General features: G+C 49.0%; 20 protein-coding genes. 3 read left to right on the top strand and 17 right to left on the bottom strand.

Annotation, left to right across the window (positions count from 1 at the left end):
* Positions 1 to 57: 57 nt before the first annotated feature.
* Complete coding sequence (locus Nant_RS04415) at positions 58 to 2,346, bottom strand: heavy metal translocating P-type ATPase (RefSeq protein WP_082400072.1); 2,289 nt, start codon at positions 2,344 to 2,346, stop codon at positions 58 to 60.
* 111 nt (positions 2,347 to 2,457) lie between these two features.
* On the opposite strand from Nant_RS04415, the gene cadR reads away from it, so the two are divergent.
* A complete protein-coding gene (cadR, locus tag Nant_RS04410) occupies positions 2,458 to 2,925 on the top strand; it encodes a Cd(II)/Pb(II)-responsive transcriptional regulator (RefSeq protein ID WP_054340437.1) in 468 nt (155 codons plus the stop codon).
* A 44-nt stretch (positions 2,926 to 2,969) separates the two neighbouring features.
* On the opposite strand, the gene Nant_RS04405 is transcribed toward cadR, so the two are convergent.
* The 7 genes from Nant_RS04405 to Nant_RS04375 form a co-directional block, all read right to left on the bottom strand.
* A complete protein-coding gene (locus Nant_RS04405; protein ID WP_054340436.1) occupies positions 2,970 to 4,697 on the bottom strand; it encodes a BatD family protein in 1,728 nt (575 codons plus the stop codon).
* Positions 4,691 to 6,613, bottom strand: a complete 1,923-nt coding sequence (locus tag Nant_RS04400) for a VWA domain-containing protein (protein WP_054340435.1) — start codon at positions 6,611 to 6,613, stop codon at positions 4,691 to 4,693. Before Nant_RS04400 ends, Nant_RS04405 begins: the two co-directional genes overlap by 7 nt.
* A complete protein-coding gene (locus Nant_RS04395) occupies positions 6,614 to 7,600 on the bottom strand; it encodes a vWA domain-containing protein (RefSeq protein ID WP_054340434.1) in 987 nt (328 codons plus the stop codon).
* Positions 7,593 to 8,069 (bottom strand): DUF4381 domain-containing protein, encoded by a 477-nt coding sequence (locus tag Nant_RS04390; protein WP_054340433.1) that lies wholly within the window; start codon positions 8,067 to 8,069, stop codon positions 7,593 to 7,595. The genes Nant_RS04395 and Nant_RS04390 overlap by 8 nt, the downstream gene beginning before the upstream one ends.
* Positions 8,069 to 9,025 carry a DUF58 domain-containing protein gene (locus Nant_RS04385; RefSeq protein ID WP_054340432.1) on the bottom strand — a complete coding sequence of 319 codons (957 nt, stop codon included), beginning with the start codon at positions 9,023 to 9,025 and terminating at the stop codon, positions 8,069 to 8,071. The genes Nant_RS04390 and Nant_RS04385 overlap by 1 nt, the downstream gene beginning before the upstream one ends.
* Before the next feature lie 14 nt (positions 9,026 to 9,039).
* Positions 9,040 to 10,074 carry an AAA family ATPase gene (locus Nant_RS04380; protein ID WP_054340431.1) on the bottom strand — a complete coding sequence of 345 codons (1,035 nt, stop codon included), beginning with the start codon at positions 10,072 to 10,074 and terminating at the stop codon, positions 9,040 to 9,042.
* A 488-nt stretch (positions 10,075 to 10,562) separates the two neighbouring features.
* On the bottom strand, positions 10,563 to 11,426 hold the full coding sequence (locus Nant_RS04375; RefSeq protein WP_054340430.1) for a YicC/YloC family endoribonuclease: 864 nt from the start codon (positions 11,424 to 11,426) through the stop codon (positions 10,563 to 10,565).
* A gap of 105 nt (positions 11,427 to 11,531) precedes the next feature.
* On the opposite strand from Nant_RS04375, the gene rph reads away from it, so the two are divergent.
* Entirely contained in the window at positions 11,532 to 12,302 is a 771-nt protein-coding gene (gene rph, locus Nant_RS04370; RefSeq protein WP_274378314.1) for a ribonuclease PH, read from the top strand.
* A 57-nt stretch (positions 12,303 to 12,359) separates the two neighbouring features.
* Here rph and Nant_RS04365 read toward each other — a convergent pair whose 3' ends face one another.
* Positions 12,360 to 13,133, bottom strand: coding sequence for an exodeoxyribonuclease III (locus Nant_RS04365; protein WP_054340429.1), 774 nt, complete (start codon positions 13,131 to 13,133; stop codon positions 12,360 to 12,362).
* Between the two features lie 148 nt (positions 13,134 to 13,281).
* Here Nant_RS04365 and pyrE point away from each other — a divergent pair, with 148 nt between their 5' ends.
* Complete coding sequence (gene pyrE / locus Nant_RS04360; protein WP_054340428.1) at positions 13,282 to 13,926, top strand: orotate phosphoribosyltransferase; 645 nt, start codon at positions 13,282 to 13,284, stop codon at positions 13,924 to 13,926.
* A 9-nt stretch (positions 13,927 to 13,935) separates the two neighbouring features.
* Here pyrE and Nant_RS04355 read toward each other — a convergent pair whose 3' ends face one another.
* Genes Nant_RS04355 through Nant_RS04320 form a run of 8 tightly spaced genes read right to left on the bottom strand, consistent with a single transcriptional unit; the run spans position 13,936 to position 20,372 of the window.
* A complete protein-coding gene (locus Nant_RS04355) occupies positions 13,936 to 14,349 on the bottom strand; it encodes a hypothetical protein (protein WP_054340427.1) in 414 nt (137 codons plus the stop codon).
* Positions 14,339 to 15,190 carry a PilW family protein gene (locus tag Nant_RS04350; protein ID WP_054340426.1) on the bottom strand — a complete coding sequence of 284 codons (852 nt, stop codon included), beginning with the start codon at positions 15,188 to 15,190 and terminating at the stop codon, positions 14,339 to 14,341. The genes Nant_RS04355 and Nant_RS04350 overlap by 11 nt, the downstream gene beginning before the upstream one ends.
* On the bottom strand, positions 15,190 to 15,735 hold the full coding sequence (locus Nant_RS04345) for a type IV pilus modification PilV family protein (protein ID WP_054340425.1): 546 nt from the start codon (positions 15,733 to 15,735) through the stop codon (positions 15,190 to 15,192). The genes Nant_RS04350 and Nant_RS04345 overlap by 1 nt, the downstream gene beginning before the upstream one ends.
* Positions 15,716 to 16,219, bottom strand: coding sequence for a pilus assembly FimT family protein (locus Nant_RS04340; protein WP_054340424.1), 504 nt, complete (start codon positions 16,217 to 16,219; stop codon positions 15,716 to 15,718). The genes Nant_RS04345 and Nant_RS04340 overlap by 20 nt, the downstream gene beginning before the upstream one ends.
* A 34-nt stretch (positions 16,220 to 16,253) precedes the next feature.
* Complete coding sequence (locus Nant_RS04335) at positions 16,254 to 16,790, bottom strand: type II secretion system protein (protein WP_054340423.1); 537 nt, start codon at positions 16,788 to 16,790, stop codon at positions 16,254 to 16,256.
* 57 nt (positions 16,791 to 16,847) lie between these two features.
* Positions 16,848 to 17,378, bottom strand: coding sequence for a type II secretion system protein (locus Nant_RS04330; RefSeq protein ID WP_054340422.1), 531 nt, complete (start codon positions 17,376 to 17,378; stop codon positions 16,848 to 16,850).
* Positions 17,371 to 18,600, bottom strand: a complete 1,230-nt coding sequence (locus Nant_RS04325) for a type II secretion system F family protein (protein WP_054340421.1) — start codon at positions 18,598 to 18,600, stop codon at positions 17,371 to 17,373. Before Nant_RS04325 ends, Nant_RS04330 begins: the two co-directional genes overlap by 8 nt.
* 2 nt (positions 18,601 to 18,602) lie before the next feature.
* Complete coding sequence (locus Nant_RS04320; RefSeq protein WP_054340420.1) at positions 18,603 to 20,372, bottom strand: GspE/PulE family protein; 1,770 nt, start codon at positions 20,370 to 20,372, stop codon at positions 18,603 to 18,605.
* Positions 20,373 to 20,383: the final 11 nt, after the last annotated feature.

Here is a 20,383-nt window from a genome sequence, read left to right as displayed (position 1 = left end):
TGACGGGGCTACAATACAGCAGCCCCTTTTTGCAGAAGCCTATGCGCCATCACAGAGCTACTTGCGCAGCAATCTCAGGCCGTTACCGACCACCAGCAAACTTGCGCCCATATCCGCGAATACCGCCATCCACATAGTCCCCATCCCCATCAATGTCAGTAGCAGAAACACCACTTTGATACCCAGCGCCAACGCAATATTCTGTATCAGTATTGCACGGGTATTCCTCGACAACCGGACAAAGGCGGATACTTTACGCAAATCATCATCCATCAGCGCCACATCCGCTGTCTCAATCGCGGTATCCGTTCCCATCGCGCCCATCGCAAAACCGATATGCGCACGTGCCAGTGCAGGTGCATCGTTAATACCATCACCGACCATGCCCACCATACCGTCAGCTTCCAGTGCTTTAATGGCGGCTAACTTCTCTTCGGGGAGCAAATTACCGCGCGCCTGATCAATACCTACTTGCTGAGCAATGGCTGTGGCGGTGTGCTGGTTATCTCCGGTTAACATCAGCGTTTTAATGCCCAGCTGATGCAGCTCGGCAATCGCTTCCCGGCTGGACTCTTTTACCGTATCAGCCACAGCAAACAGCGCTAATACCTGCTGCTCATCGACCAGCATCACAACACTCTTTCCTTGCCGTTCAAGCAGATCCAAACGCTTTTCAAGGTCAGGAGTGCACATCCCTAACTCTTCGATCAAACGATGATTACCCAGCGAGTAGAGCTTCCCATCGATAATCCCCCTGACACCACGGCCCGAAATAGCCTCGAACTCGTCAACGTCCGCATGCCGTTCATTACCAACGCTTTTCGCGATGGCCTGCGATACAGGATGGTCAGAACGACCCGCCAGACTCACCGCTAAGCGACGGCAAGACTCAATACCCAGACCCGCATTCAGGCCAGCACCTGGATCTTCATTAAGTGCAGCACTAAGACCAGAGCACACCTCAACATCTGTGAGTACCGGCGTGCCATAAGTTATAGTGCCTGTCTTATCGAGCGCTAACCATGCCAGCTTATGGCCCGTCTCAAGATACACTCCGCCTTTAATCAGAATACCGCGACGCGCGGCAGCGGCTAAACCACTCACAATCGTCACGGGCGTAGATATGACTAACGCACACGGACACGCAATAACGAGCAGTACTAAGGCTTTATAAACCCAATCGAACCACAGGCCTGCCATCAATAAGGGAGGTAAAATAGCGACACCTAATGCAACCGCAAACACCGTGGGCGTATAGATGCGTGCAAACTTATCGACAAAGCGCTGCGTCGGCGCTTTGGTACCTTGCGCCTCTTCTACCGCATGGATAATACGTGCCAGCGTCGTGTTATTCGCTGCAGCGGTGACGCGATACTCAAAAGCACTGGCTTCATTAATGGTGCCTGCAAAAACTAAATCACCCTCGGCTTTATCCACCGGTAGGCTTTCTCCGGTAATCGGCGCTTGATTGACGGTTGATCTGCCTCGAATGATCTGCCCATCAAGACCCATCCGCTCGCCCGGCTTAATACGCACGATGCTGCCAACCAGCACACTTTTGGCATCGACTACCTGCCAGGAACCGTCAGTTTGTTGCACGGTGGCATTATCAGGCGTCAACTGCATCAACCCCGAAATCGCATTCCGTGCACGATCCAACGACTTAGCTTCAATCAACTCAGCCAGCGTAAATAGCACCATAACCATAGCGGCTTCCGGCCACTGCCCTAAAATAAGCGCTCCCGTTACAGCGATGCTCATCAGGGCATTGATGTTCAAATCAGCATGACGAATCGCCATCCAGCCTTTCTTGTAGGTCGTCAAACCACTGCACGCCACTGCCACCAAAGCCAAAACAGCAGCCAACAAATCAGGCTGTCCCATCCAAACTACCGCTTCGGCAGCTATCGCGGCAACCGCCGCTACCGCCAGCGGCCACCAGGGTTTTTTCGACTCAACCACCGCCGAATGCTGTCCCGTTGCATCCGGCACTTCGGGCTCGAAACCCAGTGATCGAATCGCATCCAGAACCGCCTCAAGTGAATTCTCCTTATGCACAACGGTTAAGACCCGCTGCATCAGATTGAACTCCATACTGATTACATCGGACATTTCACCAAGCGCTTTTCTGATTAGTGCTTCTTCCGTCGGGCAATCCATCTGCAGGATACGAATCGGCGTACGTAATCCATCAGCGGTTTTCACCGATCCTGATAACGGGCTGGCAATAACAGGCTCAGCAGCACAGCACGAAGTCTCACCGATATGAGGAGCATTGCCTTGCTCCTTTTCCTGAGGGGTATTACCCGTAGCTGAACCACAACAACTGCTTATCGAATTATCCATAGTGACCAACCTCAATTTGTCGTATGCTTAACATTAAACACCCTGAAGCTGCTTTAGGGTCAAGAGCCTAGAATATAGGTTGACGAATGCAGAGCAATTTGGGAGCGGTTGATGAAAATAGGTGTATTAGCGAAACAGGTAGGCATCACCGTTGAGACTATCCGTTATTATGAAAGCGAAGGCTTATTGCATCCGGCCCTGCGCGACCCTGCGAACAACTATCGCCGCTATGATCATAGCCATCTGGAACGTCTGATTTTTATTCGTCGCTGCCGCACGTTGGCGATGACGCATAACGAAATTAAGATTCTGCTGCAGGCGCGCGTTGAGCCCGATGCCAGTTGTGAGACTATCAATGAATTAATCGACGAACATATTCACCATGTGCAGGCAAGAATGGCCGAACTGCAGATACTGGAAACACAACTAATCGAATTACGCAGCCAGTGCCGTGCAGCTCACACAACCCGGGACTGCGGTATTTTGCGTGAGCTTGATCATCCTATAGAAGAATCATCAGAGGCTCAGCCTGAACACAGCCACGTACCCGGTAGCCAATGCCGTATTGAGCGACATTAAGCCCTATTCACTTCTCAAATCTTACAAAGCGCTCTTTATAAAAGTTATGACGACAGATACAAGGGTTCCAGCTTTTCAGTGTGTGGTTTTGCCGTGGCTTTCTGCTGAACCTTATATCCCTGAATCGCCTGCCATAGCGGCTCACCGCACCAGCTTTCAGGTGTCTGGCTATAGCTCTGCCGATGCAGCACCGCAATTGCCTGCTGCAATTCAGGAGAAACATGCCCGGCCAGTTGATTCAGATTGCTACACGGCGGCCACAGCTGTTGCCCCCATGCAATGAGAGCCCGACGCGCTGCTGCTGAATCATTAGAAGCGCAAGCTTTCTTGATCGCCAGCGCACTTGCAGACAACCGCGCAGGCGACGTATTACCGGCACCTTCTCCCACGTTATCGGCTCCGCTATTAGGCTGACGACTTCGGCGCTTGATGAGCAACATCACAACAAGCAAGGTGACAACACTACCGGCCACGGCGCTTATGATTGCTATCCACCACGCATTAATAGCTGATGCAACCGGCAGCTGGACAGATGCAGCCGACTGAGAGAGAAGCGTGGCCTGAATTGCTTCGGCTGTAGTTGCAGGTGAAGGTGAAGGTGTTGATTGAACAGGAAGCTGAGAAGAAGGCGGAGAAACTGAGAGCGTAGACGATGCAACCACTTTAGCAGGACCCACAAGTAGAGTTCGCGCTGCAATGACGGCTGTTTTTTCGCTGTTACTCTGCACATCCCACCAGGGAATGCTTATTTCTGGCAACACCACTGCGCCGGCAGCGCTGGGAATCAGCGTCACTTCCTGCGTCATGGTTGAGGTCAGCTTGTCACTTTGATAGTCCTGACTCACGTCTGGGGTCGCAGCATACTGCTTAAGACCATCGACTTCAGGCAGAGTAATAGCGGATAACTGGTAACTACTTATCCCTTGGGCCTTAAGTGTAATAGTGCGTGTAATTGGCTCGCCCACTGCAAATTGATCATCGCTCCACACATCGTTCAGCATTAAGCTTTCAGCAGGCAACCAAACGGTACCACTGAAATTTTTCGGTATCGGCTCAACGTCCAATTGATACCCTTGTGCCAATACTTGTATGCGCCGACCGGTCTCAATCTGGCCGACCACCTGTGCCGGAGTAATCTCCAGAGGCCCGCTCTGTTGCGGTGTAATCAACCAGGTTTGTTCAACTACGGTGATTTCCCGACCCTTCAATGTTTGCTGAGACTGCTTCTGCTCACCCAATGCTTCTATTAAGGCTTTACCTGTTTTAATCGTTGGGCCTTGTAACGTCGCATTAAAAATCTGACGGCCCACCAGCAAATTAGTCTTATAGATCAGCGGTTGCTGCACTTTTGGCTGCTGACTGGAAAGGGTAGATAGCATTTCTATACCCCCCTCAACGGCCGTCGCCTGCGTCACTTCAGTCACACGTAACGAATGAGATTGCGTCTGATCGCCATCAATATTGATAGCCGGTATTTGCAGATCGCCGGTACGCTTCGGTAACAGCGTAAGCACCAAGATTGTTGAGCTTTCTATCTTGCCATTGCGAATCACGGTACTGGACTGTTGACTACGCCCGAGCACAGAAAAATCCTGCTCAAGCGGTTGCAGGTTGATCTGATCAGCATTGACGTCTGCTATATTGATACTCAGACGAATAGTTTCCCCTTGTTCGATCATGCTGTGATTAATCTGGCTTTTAATCACAGCCTGCACATTAAGACTGGAGCACAGTAAAAAAACCATCAGCCATGCACGGGAAGACCTCACCATGTTTTTTCCTCACCTGAATTCGTTTCTGCCCGCTGGCGGTACTGATAGATAAATTTGCGACGCCATAACCCCGCAGGGTCATCGACTATTCGATTAAGGAGCTGCTGTCGGGCTTGTTCAGATTCACTGATAGCTCCAGACGGTTGGTCATCAGAAATACCGGCCGGCGTTTGGCCATCATTCTGCCTATTCTTATCCAGTTGTTGCTTAAGATAATTGGCCGCTTTTTTCTGATCATCGGCCTGCTCCGCTTCGGCATTCTTGGCTTGCTCTGCAGTTTTATCGGGCGACTCACTTTGTGAATCATTCTGTGCTTGTTCAGCTTGTGATGGCGTTTTGGCCGAAGCGTTTTTTTCATCCTGCCCTTCCTGTTTGCCTGATTGAGTATTGTCAGATGGCTGGTTATCTTTATTCTGCTGATCTTGCTGCGTTTGATTTTCAGCGGACTCTTTCTGATCCGAGTCCTGCTTATCTTGTGATGGATCATTTTGTGACTGTTTTTCTTGCTTCTGTTGTTCTTGTTCTTGTTCTTGTTCTTGTTCTTGCTCTTGCTGCTTTTTCAGATCCAGCAACAACTGCTTATTATAGGTAGCATCTTTATGTTCAGGCTGTCGTGCTAATGCCTGGTCAAAGGCGGCAATCGCTTCATCTAACTTTTCCTGTTGTGCCAGAATATTGCCTCGATTATACCAGTCAGCGGCGGTTTCCGGTTCAGCAACACTGTCTAACGCAGCAGCGTAATCCTTCGTTTCATACTGTAAAATCTGCTTCCAGCGCGGATCCGAAAAAGTTTGCGCCGCACCTTCCTTATCTCCGGCCTGATAACGCGCGGCGGCCTGCTGGTCAGCGGACGTCCATAAATCCTGCCAGACACCCGCCTTAGCCTCTTGTGGCGTCACTATTCCCATCACACACACTAGCGGTAATAACAACGTCAACATCCCCCGCCGGAACAGAGGCAAGAGTAACGGCAACGCCAGTAAGACAAACCATGGCCCCTCAGCCACCCAACGCTCAACTTCCTGATCAGACTTCACCAACTCGCGCTTACCCGTGTTAAAAGTCGCCAGTAATGCGCTTACATCCGCTCCATCATTGCGTAATTCAACAGCGACTCCTTGACCTAAGACGGCAGCTTCACGCATCTGTTCCATATTAGTACGCGCCAGAATAACCTGACCTTGCCTGTCTTTTAATGGCCCGGACTGCATCGGTATCGGTGCGCCTTGAGCAGAACCCACCGCCAGAATAGAGAGCTGCCGACCCTGTTGCGCTAAACGGCTCGCCTGTGCAGCAATTTGAGCCGGCTCCACCTCATCACTGACCAGCAATATCGCACCACCGCGAACGCCGGCCTGATCCAGCATGTCATTTGCCTGTGTGATGGCGCGATCAGCACGACTACCCTGAGAGGGCATAATGTCAGGAATCATCGCGGGCAACTGGGCCAGAATAGTAGCCGTATCTTCAGTTAAGGGCGTCACGACAAAAGCATCACCGGCATACACTAATAGCGCTACCTGGCTGTCACCTAAACGTCCTAATAAGTCCTCAATCTTAAAATGCGCACGCTGAATGCGACTGGGGTTAATATCCGTCGCATTCATCGATGCGGAAAGATCCAAGGCGATAACCACCGAGCCCCCTTGTTTAAAGGACGGCGACGGCTGCTGCTTCCAGACCGGTTGCGCCGCCGCAATAGCCAACAACACACTAACCAGCATCATTAATAACGGCATGTTTTTTGACGCTGTTTGCCCATCTTTCACTAATAAAGGAAGCAGTGCCGGATCACAGACGTGCGACCAGAACTGACGTGTGTTGTTAGCGCGCTTTAACCACACGTACCCCAACGTAATCAGTAACGGCGATAACAGCAGCCAATAGGGTTGCTCAAAATGAAACGCAGCTAACATCTATGCTCTCCTGCGCTGTAGTAATCCTAGCAGGCACAAAAGAGCTATCCCGCCGAACAGAGGCCATTGGTAGAGGGACACTACCGGGCGAAAAAACTCAGAATCCTGTTCTACCGGCTCCAGTTCATTTAGCAATGCATAGATCTTGGACAGCTGTGTTAAATCACGCGCCCGAAAATAACGACCGCCGGTTTTTTCTGCGATATTTTGCAATGCCAGCTCGTCTATCGCTGGCGTTCCGCCACCAAAGAACTGCCCCAGCAAGCCACGCTGGCTTCGATCCCTGCCAATACCAATCGTGTATATTTTCAAACCTTCGGCGGCCGCTAATTCAGCCGCTTTATCAGGTTCAATAGCACCCGCCGTATTAGTCCCGTCGGTGATTAACACTAATACCCGCTGCTCGTTATCCATCGCTTTAAAACGTTTTACCGCTAAGCCAATCGCATCGCCAATCGCCGTTGTTTTACCGGCCAAACCGATTTGTGCCTCATCTAATAGTAGCTTTACGGTGTGACGATCACGTGTCAGAGGAGCCTGCAAATACGCCTGCGAACCAAACAAAATCAGCCCAATGCGATCACCTTTACGCCGCTCGATAAAATCACCGGCAACCACCTTAGTCGCCACCAGACGATTGATCAGCTGATTTCCCAGCTCAAAATCTTCTTCCAGCATACTTTCAGACAGATCAATGGCCAGCATCATATCGCGCCCTTCGCGTTGCTGCGGAACCGGCTCACCTAACCACTGCGGTTGCGCCGCAGAAACCAATAACAGGCACCACGCCAGATAGGCAATCAGACTCATCCATAAACGGTTATTTTTGAGGCCGTTACCCGAAGTGCCAACGGCCTGCTCCATCGCCTCAATAAAAGGAACTTGCAGCGCACTCTGACGCGACAACGTAGCTGACGCTGTAAAATAGCGGACAATCCACGGCACAGGCGCCAGCAATAACAACCAGGGCAAGGCAAAATCAAACATCGTTGGGTTTTCCTTTTCCGGCTGTTTTCAACCACTGGCAACACCCTGCCAAAAGATAGGCCGCATCACATTCAATATTGGGCCGGTAAGGCCCATCAGCTAAACATTGCAGTGAGTCCTGTTGGCAACCTTTACTGTTCTGCATTAAAAAAGCTAACCAGGCATCCCCTGATAACGCCGCCACATTGTGTCGTGGCAACAGAGTTAACGCCGTACGTTTCAGTAGTATGTTACAGCTCGCCAGCAACGCCGACTGATTCTCGGAGTCGTTATAACGCTGCTTAATTTGCTCTAATTCAGCCAAGGCATAGCGACGTGGATCAGCATAACGACGGCGTAACCACCACATCAAACAGCCAATACCCATCACACTAAAAATAATCAGAAACCACCAACCGGGTGCCATCGGCCACCAGCCAATAGGGGCAGGTAATTGCATCGGGTGCAGAGGAATATCACTCATAGCCATCACAGCGCCCTTTTTGTAACAGATGCGGCTATAGGTGAGGCGAAGAGAGGATGCTGATTCGTCTGCCAGTGTGCAAACTCGACTCCTCGCAGCGTACGCAGACGCTCCAGCAGATCGATACGCGTCTGAAACTGTTGTTGATAACTCGATTGCTGCTGACTATTCGCATCGACCATTAATTCGCGGCCGCTGCCCATAAACCGATAACGCCGTCCCTGAGGTAATTGCTGCTCCAGAGGATCTGAAATTAACACCAATTTTAATTCACAACGTTGTGCTAAACGCATTAAGTGCTGTTGCACGGTATCATCCACATCATGAAAATCGCTGAAGATATACAGCAAAGTGCCACTACTGATATAACGCTCGGCAGCGGCTAGCGCATCCGACAAATGCTGATTTGAAGGAGGTAAGCTTACAGTTGAGTCAGCGGTGGCACCTAAGGAAGCGCGCGCTAATGCAGCGATCATTGCCATCACCTGCTGCCGATTACTAGACGGACGGAAGAGCTGTTCATTCTCAGCACCTAAAAGCTGCCCACCAACCCGATCACCATTGGCTAACGTAGTCCACATCGTCATCGCCGCTGCGTAGCATGCCAATACCGACTTATAATGCCCCTGCGTCGCGAAAAACATAGGTGCTCGTAAATCTGCCAACACAAAAACCGGACGTTCCCGCTCTTCGTGATACAGCTTCGTATGGGCCTCACCGGTACGCGCCATTAAACGCCAGTCTATATGCCGAATATCATCGCCTGGCTGGTATTCGCGCACATCATCATATTCCATACCACGGCCACGAATATTACTGAGGTGATGGCCCTCGCGAATAGCCATACGCTGCCGGCCAGGGTTACGTGCCGGAGGCCAGTGGCGTAAGCTGATTAGCTCATCCAACGAGATACAGTGGCGCTGTTGCGGCACCGGACGTGGGCTATTATCTGAAGAAAACATCGAGACCTCTTCGCCTAAGGCACTGCCACACGCGCAATAAAAGTGGCGATGAGCTGATCTTTATCCAACCCATTCGCTTCAGCGATATAACTCAGTCCAATACGATGACGCAGTACACTGGGCAGCATCTCCTGAATATCATCCGGCGTTACAAAATCGCGCCCTTGTAACCACGCTTTCGCCCGCACCGCACGATCGAGTGCGATAGTGGCCCGCGGGCTGGCACCGAATGTTAAGCAATCTTTCAAATCGTCGCCGTAAGCCGCCGGGTTGCGTGTCGCCATTACCAGCGCTACTAAATAATCCTCCAGGCTGTCGGCCAGATAGACGCTCATCACTTCACGCTGAGCTTCCCGCAGAGCCGCTTCGCTCAACAAAACGGCCTTCACTGCCGGCTTGTTATCCGCTATCTCGGTATTCTCATTACGCACTAATTTTAATATTAGTTTTTCCTGCGCATGTTGCGGGTAATCCACGCGTATATGTAACATAAAGCGATCCAGCTGCGCCTCGGGCAACGGATAGGTGCCTTCCTGCTCCAGCGGATTCTGCGTAGCCATCACCATAAAAGAACGCGGCAGTGGATAAGTCGTCCCAGCCACCGTCACCTGACGCTCACCCATCGCTTCAAGCAACGCCGACTGCACTTTAGCCGGTGCACGGTTGATCTCATCGGCTAATAACATATTGCAAAACAGCGGGCCGGGGCGAAACTGGAACTCACCCTTCTGGGCATTAAAGATCTCAGTACCGGTAATATCACTGGGCAACAAGTCCGGCGTAAACTGGGCACGCTTAAATTCACCTTCCAGCAGATCACTCAACGCATGGATAGTACGCGTTTTAGCCAAACCAGGGGGGCCTTCCAACAACACATGGCCATCGGTCAACAAGGCAATCAACAAGTGCTCGATTAAGCCATCCTGACCCACCACTTTACTCTGCAGCGCTTCGCGTAGCGTTGCTAATGCCGCCTGACATTCGCTAATAGCACTCTCAATTTTTTCAGCGCTTCCGGTGCTCTTGCTAAAGACAACCTCTGCAGTCATGAGTTTTTCCTGTGACGAAATATGATGTTAAATTAAATGACTTTACATTATTCAGCTCAAATCAGCTTGTATCGGAATGACCTTCACTAACAGGCAGCGGCTTACTTATAACAAGTCATTGTTAAATAGACAGTCTATAGATAGCGCCGGATGGAAAAAATTCAACGCTTAAGAGAAATTATTCGAAATATCGGCAGTATCGATAGTATCGACCTGAACCACAGACCTGATGATTTTTTGCGCTTGTATCGACAATAACACTTGTTGTGTCGATGGCATCGATAACTGGGATGATAAACAAGCACTGTTACTGCAAATTCATAGCCGACAATTGGCATTTTAGCGACTGATCAAAAAAGCGATAAAAGAAGCGATAAAAAAAGCGATAAAAAAAGACGGATAGCTCACGTCACCATGGACACCTATAATTAAGGACAAAGCGTTGTACATATTTAACATGGACAACGCTTTCAGATGAGAGCATAAGTTTATTCTATATTCTGGATCTGCTCCCGCATCTGCTCAATCAACACTTTTAACTCCACCGCACTTTTTGTGGTATCGGTAACTATCGATTTTGATGAAAGCGTGTTGGCTTCACGGTTGAGTTCTTGCATCAGGAAGTCTAAACGGCGCCCTACCGGTTCTTTCTGCTTTAAAATACGGCGAACTTCCTGAACATGTGTATCAAGACGATCCATCTCTTCATCCACATCGGCTTTCTGGGCAAGTAATACTACTTCTTGCTCTAAGCGCTGAGGCTCAAGATCTACACCCAGATCGGCTACACGGGATCTGAGCATGCTGCGTTGATTCTGCAAAATAAGCGGCATTTTTTCACGCACGTCTTGTACAACAAAGCTAATGGCATCCAGACGTTGCTCTATCAATAGCGCCAGCTCTTTACCTTCGCGTTCGCGTCCGGCTTGTAAGTCATCCAACGCGCGGTTGAATAGCTGCAGTGCTTCATTCTTTACGGCGCTCATATCCATCGGAATATCTTGCAGCACCCCCGGCCAGCGCAGCAGATCAAGCGGGTTCAGGGTTTGAGATACCGGCAGCAGCTTTTCCATCTGTTCGGTCGCGGCTAGCAACTGTCGGGCGAAGGCTTCGTTTACCTGTAAGGTTTGTGTCTGCTCCTCTGGAACAAAGCGTAATGTGCACTCGACTTTGCCACGGCTTAAGCATTTACGCAGACCTTCCCGTAGTGCGCCTTCCAGTTCCTTTAGTGACTCAGGGATTCTCAGGTGGGGCTCAAGAAAGCGATGATTGACGGAACGCACTTCCCAAGTGAGTGTTCCCCAACTTTGTTGGCTTTCCTGCCGTGCAAAAGCGGTCATACTACGTGTCATATTGGCGTATCTCGATTAGAATTATCCTATTCGGATAGTTTAACAGTCTGAAGACCGATGCTCTATGCAGCAAATCATTCATTATCGTTAAGGTGTATTTTACAGATGAGTCCTACCCTATCAGACCAACTTCAAAACCTGGGTCTTGCCAGCATGCGTCCGAGTGGTCGCCAACCCGACCAGTTACGTGAGATCCGTATTACACGTAATTTCACTAAGCATGCAGAAGGTTCGGTGCTGGTTGAGTTTGGTGAGACGAAAGTGATCTGTACCGCCTCTGTCGCGCGCGGTGTTCCTCGTTTTTTACGGGGTTCCGGTTCGGGCTGGGTGACTGCTGAATATGGCATGTTGCCACGGTCAACTAACACCCGTAATGATCGCGAAGCTGCACGCGGTAAGCAGACAGGCCGTACTATTGAAATCCAACGTCTTATCGGCCGCTCGTTGCGCGCGGCTCTGGATCTTAAAAAGCTGGGCGAAAATACCATCACTATAGATTGCGATGTGATTCAGGCGGATGGCGGTACACGCACGGCATCTATTACTGGTGCATGCGTCGCGCTGATGGATGCGATTGCTTTTCTGAAAAAAGATAAGCATGGTGCGCTGAAAGGCAACCCGTTCAAATATATGCTGGGGGCTATTTCTGTCGGTATGTATAAAGGTGAAGCGGTACTCGATCTGGATTATGCAGAAGATTCATCTGCTGAGACCGATATGAATGTCATCATGACCGACCAGGGTGGTTTTATTGAAGTTCAGGGCACAGCAGAAGGTGCTCCCTATACTCAGGATGAGTTAAACAAGATGCTGGCGCTAGCCGACAAAGGCATTAAAGAAATTATTCAACTACAGAAAGTAGCGCTCGCAAGCTAAGTTTTTGTCATATTAAAAAAGGGTGCAGATGCACCCTTTTTGCTGTCTGCCGATTTTTTAGAAGTCGCCAGCGTAGTCGATAGTTAGCGGCGCATGCTCCGAAAACAATTCGTCTTTAAAGATAGAGGCGTTTTTGACGAGTTTACGCAGGTTAGCCGTTGTAATTTGATAATCCAGCCGTGCACCTTCATTCAGCGTACGGGCACGATTGTAATCCGGCCACCAGGTAAACTGACGCTCTGCTTTGTTAATTTCACGGAAAGCATCAACAAAACCTAAATCACCCAGCATCTCTTCCATCCATGCACGTTCATTTGGCAGAAAACCGGAGACACTCTGGTTCGCATACCAATTGCTGAGATCCATTGTTTTATGAGCGGTATTGAGCGTCCCACAAAAGATAAAGTCACGGCGTTTGCGCAATGTTTTCTTTAGATGGTTCATAAAATGCAACATAAACTCTTCTTTGGTTTGCTGCGCGACATCACCTTTAAGGCCCGATGGAAAGTGTAAAGAAGAGACACTCACCTTCTCGAAATCGGCTTGAATAAAGCGACCCTGCGTATCACAAAGCTCAAAACCTAACCCGGTCATAATAGCTTTCGGTACCTGGCGGGTATAAATAGCGACGCCGCTGAAGCCATCCTCGAACGCATCAAAAAAGTAAGGGTAGTATCCTTCTGGATGATAGCGGTCACCGTCGAGCTGATATTCTTTTATCCGAAGATCCTGCAGGCAGATCACGTCTGCGTCCTGCTTGACCATCCAGTCAAAGAAGCCTCTATCAGCCGCCTGTTCAATACCTTGGGTATTGAAGGAGATAACACGCATATTAATTCTTCCTGTAAAGCACACAAAAAAGTTAAGTAGGAATTGTATAGTGAAGTCAGCAAAAAGGAAATTTACAAACCTCTGAAAATATCGTTCATATGACATCCTGATGATAGAATACGCTTTTTATCCGAGATGAGACCCTACCATGCTTGATTACCAGAGAGAATTTATCCAGTTTGCGATTGAACAAAATGTCTTACGCTTTGGTGAATTCACATTAAAGTCTGGCCGGGTTAGCCCTTACTTTTTCAATGCGGGCCTGTTTAATAGCGGAACGGCACTGGCAAAACTAGGACGCTACTATGCGGCAGCCATCGCTGACGCCAAGGTTGAATTTGATGTACTGTTTGGGCCCGCTTATAAGGGCATCCCACTGGCCGCTGCTACTGCGATTGCGCTGTCGAACGATTATGACCGTGATGTGCCTTATGTGTTCAACCGTAAGGAAGCAAAAAGCCATGGTGAAGGCGGCAGCTTAGTCGGTGCTCCACTGGAAGGCCGCGTCATGATCATTGATGATGTCATTACTGCTGGGACGGCCATTCGTGAAGTAATGGAAATCATTAACAGCGCGGCGGATGCAACCCCTGCTGCTGTGATGATTGCGCTCAACCGCATGGAACGTGGTAAAGGTGAGTTATCGGCGATTCAGGAAGTGGAACGTGATTACACGATGCAGGTCATCAGTATCGTATCGCTTCAGGATGTTGTCGACTATCTGGTCGAGGTGGGTGGCTATGAGGCGGCTGTGAAGGCAATTACGGCTTACCGTAAAGAGTACGGCATCTAAACCACGTTTTTAAAGCGCTACCCGGATTTTAACCACCCGGGTAGCTGAATCGACACCCGAGCCGCACCGCCCGACACTCTTGATCGTATAATAGATTTTAGTATTCACTGTCACTGACGCGCAACTCGCCTGATAACTACAGTCGTTCAGCCCCGGTGTCGCCAGGGCTACCGGTGATGCATCTGTTGTACATCCATCTGCAACCTCTGGATGCAATAACGCCGACAAATGCAATTCTGAACCAGATTGCGCGGCAGACAACGCCCGCAACGCTAATATCTCCTTCGATCGATAGGTCTGACTGGCTGTCATAATACCACTCATCCCTACCACCAGCATGGCCAATACCACAATGACAAAAATAGCAGAGATCAAACCCAATCCCGCCTGGTGTTTATGCGTTGGCGTTATCTCAGGGCGCATTGCGGGTATGTACCTCCTGCTGAATCAATAATTTTTCTGAGCCCTGCTCTACACTAAACTGCAGAATGACCAGTGCATTTCGCTGTAATGTTGCGTTCTCTATTGTAAATGGCTGCGTACCGGTTAACGGGTAGGCCAATAAGGCTCTGTTTGGCTCGGTACCGGGCAACGCCGGCAAGGTATCAGGCGTTGGCTGCGTGGCTGTGCGATCGTAATGGCTATAGCGGTACAGCCGGTCACCGACAAGACAGAAGCTTACAGGCCCGTCCACAATAAACATCCGTTTTGCGGGTGATTCCTCTGGGTATTGGTGCGCACTTGATAATTCTAATGTCGTGGCACCCGACCCGACCAAACTGTCTGCTGATGAGCTGATATCCGGAGATATCACAGCGGGCGAGCCGGTCTGATAAACTGCATCGGTATTAATCGGATAGATAGCCGCTTTACCCAACTCCGGCGCTTCAGTAAAAGGGATGATCGAAAAGGAGGTGGCACTACTAGCAATAGGTATCGAGAGGTATGAGGTGGCATCCAGAATCGGTATATATTCAAGGCATAGCCCACTCCATGGACCACCATCCGTAATAACGCGCGGGCTATTCGGCAATGCATTACGCAGTTCACGTACCATACGATCCATGGCGACTCTGCTAGTAGCTGCAATCCCATCACGGCGGGCCATATCAGTATAACCCTTAACTGAATTGACGATAAAACCGGTGGTACCGACTGAGATTATGCCCAGCAATACAATCACCACAATCAGCTCAAGCAGGGTAAAGCCCTTTTGTGAGCACTTTTGTAAGCTCTGCTGTTTATGTGCTTGTGAGGCACACATCAATAGTTACCTCGATACACGACAAAAAGCTGAGATGACTCGCCTGGTGGTGTAATCGTGATATTGATACGTTTCACTGTTTTCTCTGGACGTGTACCTCCCCCTGTAAGTGGCACCTCTCCCCCAGCATAAGTCACGCTTACATTCACTTGATAGCGATCATATTCTGGTCGGATAGCGCCCAAGGTGTTTAATGACGGGGTTTCACTCAAACCGTGATAGTCATCCACATCATCAAACAGGTCGCGCGTTTCATCGGTAACACCGTCTGACAGCTTATCCACCCCTAATGTGGAAGAACAGCTAGCAATGGTACAAGCAGGATATCCTCCGACAGGTGTGTTTTCGTCAAAACGCTTGGTAATAATTTCTTCAATATAAGCCTCACCAAGATAGGCCGCTTTTGCATGCCAGAATGGATCGCCACTGTGCTTGGCTGATTGCCCCCAGGCAGAGATCAACGCCACCAGCGCGATGCTGATGATAACAATAGTCAGTATAGTCTCAACCAGTGAGAAGCCTGATTCAGAAACAGGAGCCTTCATACGCAAACCCGGTAGGTGAAACACATGTAGGACGACTCCCTCCGATAAGCAGGGCGAGACTTTCATTAATAGTAACTGCAACTGGCGATGTCAGCTGAGCCAAGTCGCCATTATCACGGTAGACCAACGACAAGGTATCACCCGCGCTTAACACCCTGGAACTGGCATCTGTAGCAAACGTAAAGGAGTGGTCACCTTCCAGTTGATACGCCGCTGTTTGGCCGTCGAACTCCAATGTAATATCCCACCCGGCGGCGGTCGTACGCGTGATATTCAACTGAGCACCGCTGCCTTGATGGGCAACAGCGGTTCGTTGCGTCAAACGCAAATACGACAGCATTTGATGCTGAAAGAGGGACTCACTATAACTGGAGATACCGCCTAAACGCGCGAAGGCCACTGCACTTATAATCCCCAACAGGACCAGCACAGTGACCAACTCAATTAGCGTAAAACCGCTTTGCTGACGTACGTTGTGCTTCATATCAAAACCATCATCACATCACGCCAGCAGGCTTTTATGGGTTGACCGTGGTTACTTCACCATTATTTGTATCATAAGCAATACTGCGAGTTTCAGCGCTATCTTTTTGATAGGCATAGCTACAAGTAGTTGACGCAGCAGTCACGACATAATCAGCTACGATATCAACACCTGTATCAGGAGTCACTTCTACCGTTGGTCGGCTACCCTGTAAAACAGCATTCCACACCTCGACACATTGATCAGCAGTAAGCGCGGCCACTAGTGTCGCATCAGCATCAGCAGCAGCAATGGATGTTGTTGAAGTGCCTGCGGGGAAACTAGCGTCGTTAATAAGAATAAAGTTGCCATCAAGATCTACTGTAGCGCCCTCTGGCGTATTATCAACAATTGCTTGGGCTTTAACTAAAACAACAGCAGCCCCTAACCCTCCAGCAGAGCCCTGAACCGCAGCTCGATGAGCATCGGCAGTCACATTAATAAAGCGTGGCAATGCCACTGCCGCCAAAATACCCAGTAACGCGATGACTACCACTAACTCGATAATTGTAAAACCAGCCTGTCGTTTCATTACTACTACTCCACTTATACTCGACGAGTATCGCCATCTTTTAAAAGTAACCCAGTCTCATTCGGACGGAGCATTTATTTCCCAGACAAACGGTTGTACCGTTTGAATCTTTGCACTGTACACCGCGCTATACTGTTGGTTATCGGCAGAATTACTACTTAAGTTAAGCACAAATCTGAGATTTCTGTTGTCATTCCCCTTAATTTTTAAATATTTATTGCGTTGAACCCGATAAATCAGCTCTCGATGAGCCACATCGAAGTACCAACGCCCCGCTAATATCTCTTTGCCATCACCTGCTGTTATTTCTCCCGCATACTGTGCTGGATGAGCAGGAAACCAGCTAAAAGGATTTTCTTTTACAAGATTTGCGAATTTATCGGGTGTTCCGTCTATATAGAATTCTGTTGCCCGAAAATTTAACTGCTGCTGAATCTGGCCTAACATACCATAAACAGAGGCACGTTCAGTTGATTCGGCTATCGTGCCCAAACGTACTGACAACACCCCATACAGAACCACGATTACCAGCAAACTGACAATGAGCTCCAACAGGGTAAAACCGCGACTTCCTCTATTTCTAGCCATTGATGGTGGTACTTAATTCCCATAAGGGAAGAAATACACCTAATGCCAGCACCAGGACCATGATGCCTATCGCAACAATCAGAATAGGCTCAATCACACTGGATAAATTCTGTAGATTATACTCTACTTCCTCTTCATAAAAATTTGCCACATCTTCAAGCATTTCATCAACCCGCCCGGTTTCTTCACCCACGGAGAGCATCTGCATGACTAACGGGCTAAACATATTGGTGCGGTGCGCGGTGGCGGTAAACCCCTCACCACGCTCAATACCTTTACGCATATCTGCTACTTTTTCACCAATATAAACGTTTCCCATGGCGCGTGAGACGATCGACAATCCTTGTTCAATAGGGATGCCCGCTTTAAGTACCACACTGAACGTCCGTGCAAAACGACCCAGAATCGCCCGATAAAAAATCCCACCGACTAGCGGAAATCGCAACTTAATCTGATCCCATTTACGCCTGCCATTTTCTGTTTTCTTCCAACGTACGAACAGATAACCTGATGTAATCAAGGTTGCCAGAACGAGATACCACCAATTAACAAAGAAATCAGAGATAGTAATTAACACACGTGTCTGCCAAGGCATATTCCCGCCAAAGCTTTCAAATACTGACTTAAAAGCAGGAATAACGAAGACATTGATAACACCTATCGCAATGGAAATTGCGATCATAACGAACATGGGATAACGAGTTGCCTGCTTAAGGCTACGGGTCGTTTTACGCTCAAGATCGAGGTATGAGGCCATTTGACTAAAGGCCTCATCCAAACGCCCTGTATTTTCGCCAACATGCACCATGCTGACATACAGATCATTAAATAACTTAGGGTGTTTATTCAGCGTACTGGACAGCGAATTACCTCTTTCCAAGTCATCTGCGACCGTATGCAAGGTTCGCTCAAGTAGCGGATTACGAATCGTATTCGCCAAGCCGCGCATACCACTTGTGATAGGTACACCGGCACGCGTCAAACTGGCTATTTGACGACTGAACATGATCAATTCATCCAACGACACTCGCTCAAATAGACGTAACGGGACGTTTTTAGCGGTTTTTTTCTCATTCGCACTCTGAGAGGCTATTTCTACTTTAACCGGAGTAATACCTTGTTCAAGCAGCTGCGTAGCCACGGCTGCTTTGCTTAACGCTTCAATTCGTCCTGTTGCAGCAGAACCATCACTATGTCGTCCTGAATACTGAAAAGCAGCCATATCTATTCCAGTTCCAGATGATGGCCCGGCGGAGTCGATTCAATCGTATCATCCTCCATAAAGACTGACTCATCCATCTGCTCTGTTACCCGGAAGACTTCGTCTAAAGAAGTAATTCCTTTCGATGCCAATGCTAATGCACTAACCACTAAAGGCTGATAGCCTTCACTTTTTTTAGCCGCCCTGGCAAAAGCAGCATTATCATTACGACGTAAGGCATCAGCCATTTCATCATTAATTTCCAATAATTCGAAAATACCAATGCGCCCTTTATAGCCGGTATTATTACAATAAGTGCAGCCTTCACCATGCTTTAAATCCGCGATAGGCAGGTCGAATTCTTCACCTTTAATATCTAACCATACTTGTTCCTGGACTTTTGGAAAGTAAGGTTCTTTACAGTTTTCGCAGATTCGACGCACCAGTCGCTGCGCCAAAATACCGCGTAATGCCGTACCGGCCAGATAACCCTCGATACCTATATCAACCAACCGCATCGCACTTGAGATTGCATCATTGGTATGCAAGGTGGACAACACCAAGTGACCTGTCATCGCTGCACGCATCGCAATATCAGCCGTTTCCAGATCACGAATCTCGCCCACTAGCAGGATATCGGGATCCTGACGTAAACATGAGCGCAGTATTTTTGAGAACGTCAGCCCTATTTGCGTATGTACCTGAACCTGATTGATCCGAGGCAAGCGGTACTCAACAGGATCTTCAACGGTGATAATTTTTTTCGACGCATCATTCAATTCATTTAAGGCGCCGTACAGTGTGGTGGTTTTACCGCTACCTGTCGGCCCCGTTACCAGTAGAAGACCATGAGGTTCTCTGATTATTTTACGTAATTTGAGCAGCATTTTAGGTGGCAAGCCCGCTTTGTCCAGATTGATCAACCCTGCACTCTGATCCAGCAACCGCATTACAACGGACTCACCGTGCTGAATCGGCAGCGTGGAAATACGTACATCGACGTTATGATTTTTAACGGTGATATTAAAACGCCCATCCTGAGGCAGACGTTTTTCGGATATATTCATCTCTGCCATCAGCTTCAGACGTAATACCAGTACGGCCGCAATACGGGTTTCCTTCATGACATGCTCATGCAGCACGCCATCCACACGCTGACGAATACGTAGCACGTGCTCATCCGGCTCGATATGGATATCTGACGCGCCTACCTGAACAGCATCCTCAAAAAGGCTTTTCAGCAAGCGTACTACGGGTGCATCTGTTTCATCTGTTGCCGTTAAACGGGAAAGATCGAAGCTGTCTTCAACAATATCGTCGCTGAGCTGCCCTGCCAGCGAGTCAATATCATTAGTGCGACGGTACATAATATCGAGTGTCTGTAGCAGCTGACTCTCCGCTACCACTGCTAATTCGATGGTCTTAGGTAAGAGCCGCTGCAATTCATCAAACGCAAAAATATCCAGAGGATCAGACATCCCCACCAAAAAATGATCGGGGTTTTCTTTGAGTACAATCGAACGAAAACGGCGGGCATGCGTTTCTGAAAGACGCAACACATCCTGCTGTTTAAAGTTGTAATGTGAAAGTTCGACCAATGGAACACTCAATTGTTGCGCAAGAAACTCCAGAAACTGTTGCTCTTCAACGTAACCAAGGGAAACTAATGTGCGCCCCAGCTTCTGCCGTGTTTCCTTTTGCTTGGCAAGCGCATTCATCAACTGCTGTTCAGAAATAACATTATTCTGAACCATCAAGTCGCCGATGCGGATTTTCATCTTTGGTGATGCCATGCCTCTGTGCC

Source organism: Neptunomonas antarctica (assembly GCF_001305295.1).
Taxonomy (GTDB): Bacteria; Pseudomonadota; Gammaproteobacteria; order Pseudomonadales; family Balneatricaceae; genus Neptunomonas; species Neptunomonas antarctica.
This window is presented reverse-complemented; position numbering and strand designations above follow the sequence as displayed.

What these genes read in the sequence shown, in the direction of transcription:
- Nant_RS04345 (WP_054340425.1), bottom strand. Translation starts at nt 15,735, where the DNA reads ATGAAGGCTCCTGTTTCTGAATCAGGCTTCTCACTGGTTGAGACTATA.
- Nant_RS04340 (WP_054340424.1), bottom strand. Translation starts at nt 16,219, where the DNA reads ATGAAGCACAACGTACGTCAGCAAAGCGGTTTTACGCTAATTGAGTTG.
- Nant_RS04355 (WP_054340427.1), bottom strand. Translation starts at nt 14,349, where the DNA reads ATGCGCCCTGAGATAACGCCAACGCATAAACACCAGGCGGGATTGGGT.
- Nant_RS04325 (WP_054340421.1), bottom strand. Translation starts at nt 18,600, where the DNA reads ATGGCTGCTTTTCAGTATTCAGGACGACATAGTGATGGTTCTGCTGCA.
- Nant_RS04320 (WP_054340420.1), bottom strand. Translation starts at nt 20,372, where the DNA reads ATGGCATCACCAAAGATGAAAATCCGCATCGGCGACTTGATGGTTCAG.
- Nant_RS04380 (WP_054340431.1), bottom strand. Translation starts at nt 10,074, where the DNA reads ATGACTGCAGAGGTTGTCTTTAGCAAGAGCACCGGAAGCGCTGAAAAA.
- Nant_RS04350 (WP_054340426.1), bottom strand. Translation starts at nt 15,190, where the DNA reads ATGTGTGCCTCACAAGCACATAAACAGCAGAGCTTACAAAAGTGCTCA.
- Nant_RS04415 (WP_082400072.1), bottom strand. Translation starts at nt 2,346, where the DNA reads ATGGATAATTCGATAAGCAGTTGTTGTGGTTCAGCTACGGGTAATACC.
- Nant_RS04335 (WP_054340423.1), bottom strand. Translation starts at nt 16,790, where the DNA reads ATGAAACGACAGGCTGGTTTTACAATTATCGAGTTAGTGGTAGTCATC.
- Nant_RS04405 (WP_054340436.1), bottom strand. Translation starts at nt 4,697, where the DNA reads ATGGTGAGGTCTTCCCGTGCATGGCTGATGGTTTTTTTACTGTGCTCC.
- Nant_RS04330 (WP_054340422.1), bottom strand. Translation starts at nt 17,378, where the DNA reads ATGGCTAGAAATAGAGGAAGTCGCGGTTTTACCCTGTTGGAGCTCATT.
- cadR (WP_054340437.1), top strand. Translation starts at nt 2,458, where the DNA reads ATGAAAATAGGTGTATTAGCGAAACAGGTAGGCATCACCGTTGAGACT.
- Nant_RS04395 (WP_054340434.1), bottom strand. Translation starts at nt 7,600, where the DNA reads ATGTTTGATTTTGCCTTGCCCTGGTTGTTATTGCTGGCGCCTGTGCCG.
- rph (WP_274378314.1), top strand. Translation starts at nt 11,532, where the DNA reads ATGAGTCCTACCCTATCAGACCAACTTCAAAACCTGGGTCTTGCCAGC.
- Nant_RS04390 (WP_054340433.1), bottom strand. Translation starts at nt 8,069, where the DNA reads ATGGCTATGAGTGATATTCCTCTGCACCCGATGCAATTACCTGCCCCT.
- pyrE (WP_054340428.1), top strand. Translation starts at nt 13,282, where the DNA reads ATGCTTGATTACCAGAGAGAATTTATCCAGTTTGCGATTGAACAAAAT.
- Nant_RS04365 (WP_054340429.1), bottom strand. Translation starts at nt 13,133, where the DNA reads ATGCGTGTTATCTCCTTCAATACCCAAGGTATTGAACAGGCGGCTGAT.
- Nant_RS04375 (WP_054340430.1), bottom strand. Translation starts at nt 11,426, where the DNA reads ATGACACGTAGTATGACCGCTTTTGCACGGCAGGAAAGCCAACAAAGT.
- Nant_RS04385 (WP_054340432.1), bottom strand. Translation starts at nt 9,025, where the DNA reads ATGTTTTCTTCAGATAATAGCCCACGTCCGGTGCCGCAACAGCGCCAC.
- Nant_RS04400 (WP_054340435.1), bottom strand. Translation starts at nt 6,613, where the DNA reads ATGTTAGCTGCGTTTCATTTTGAGCAACCCTATTGGCTGCTGTTATCG.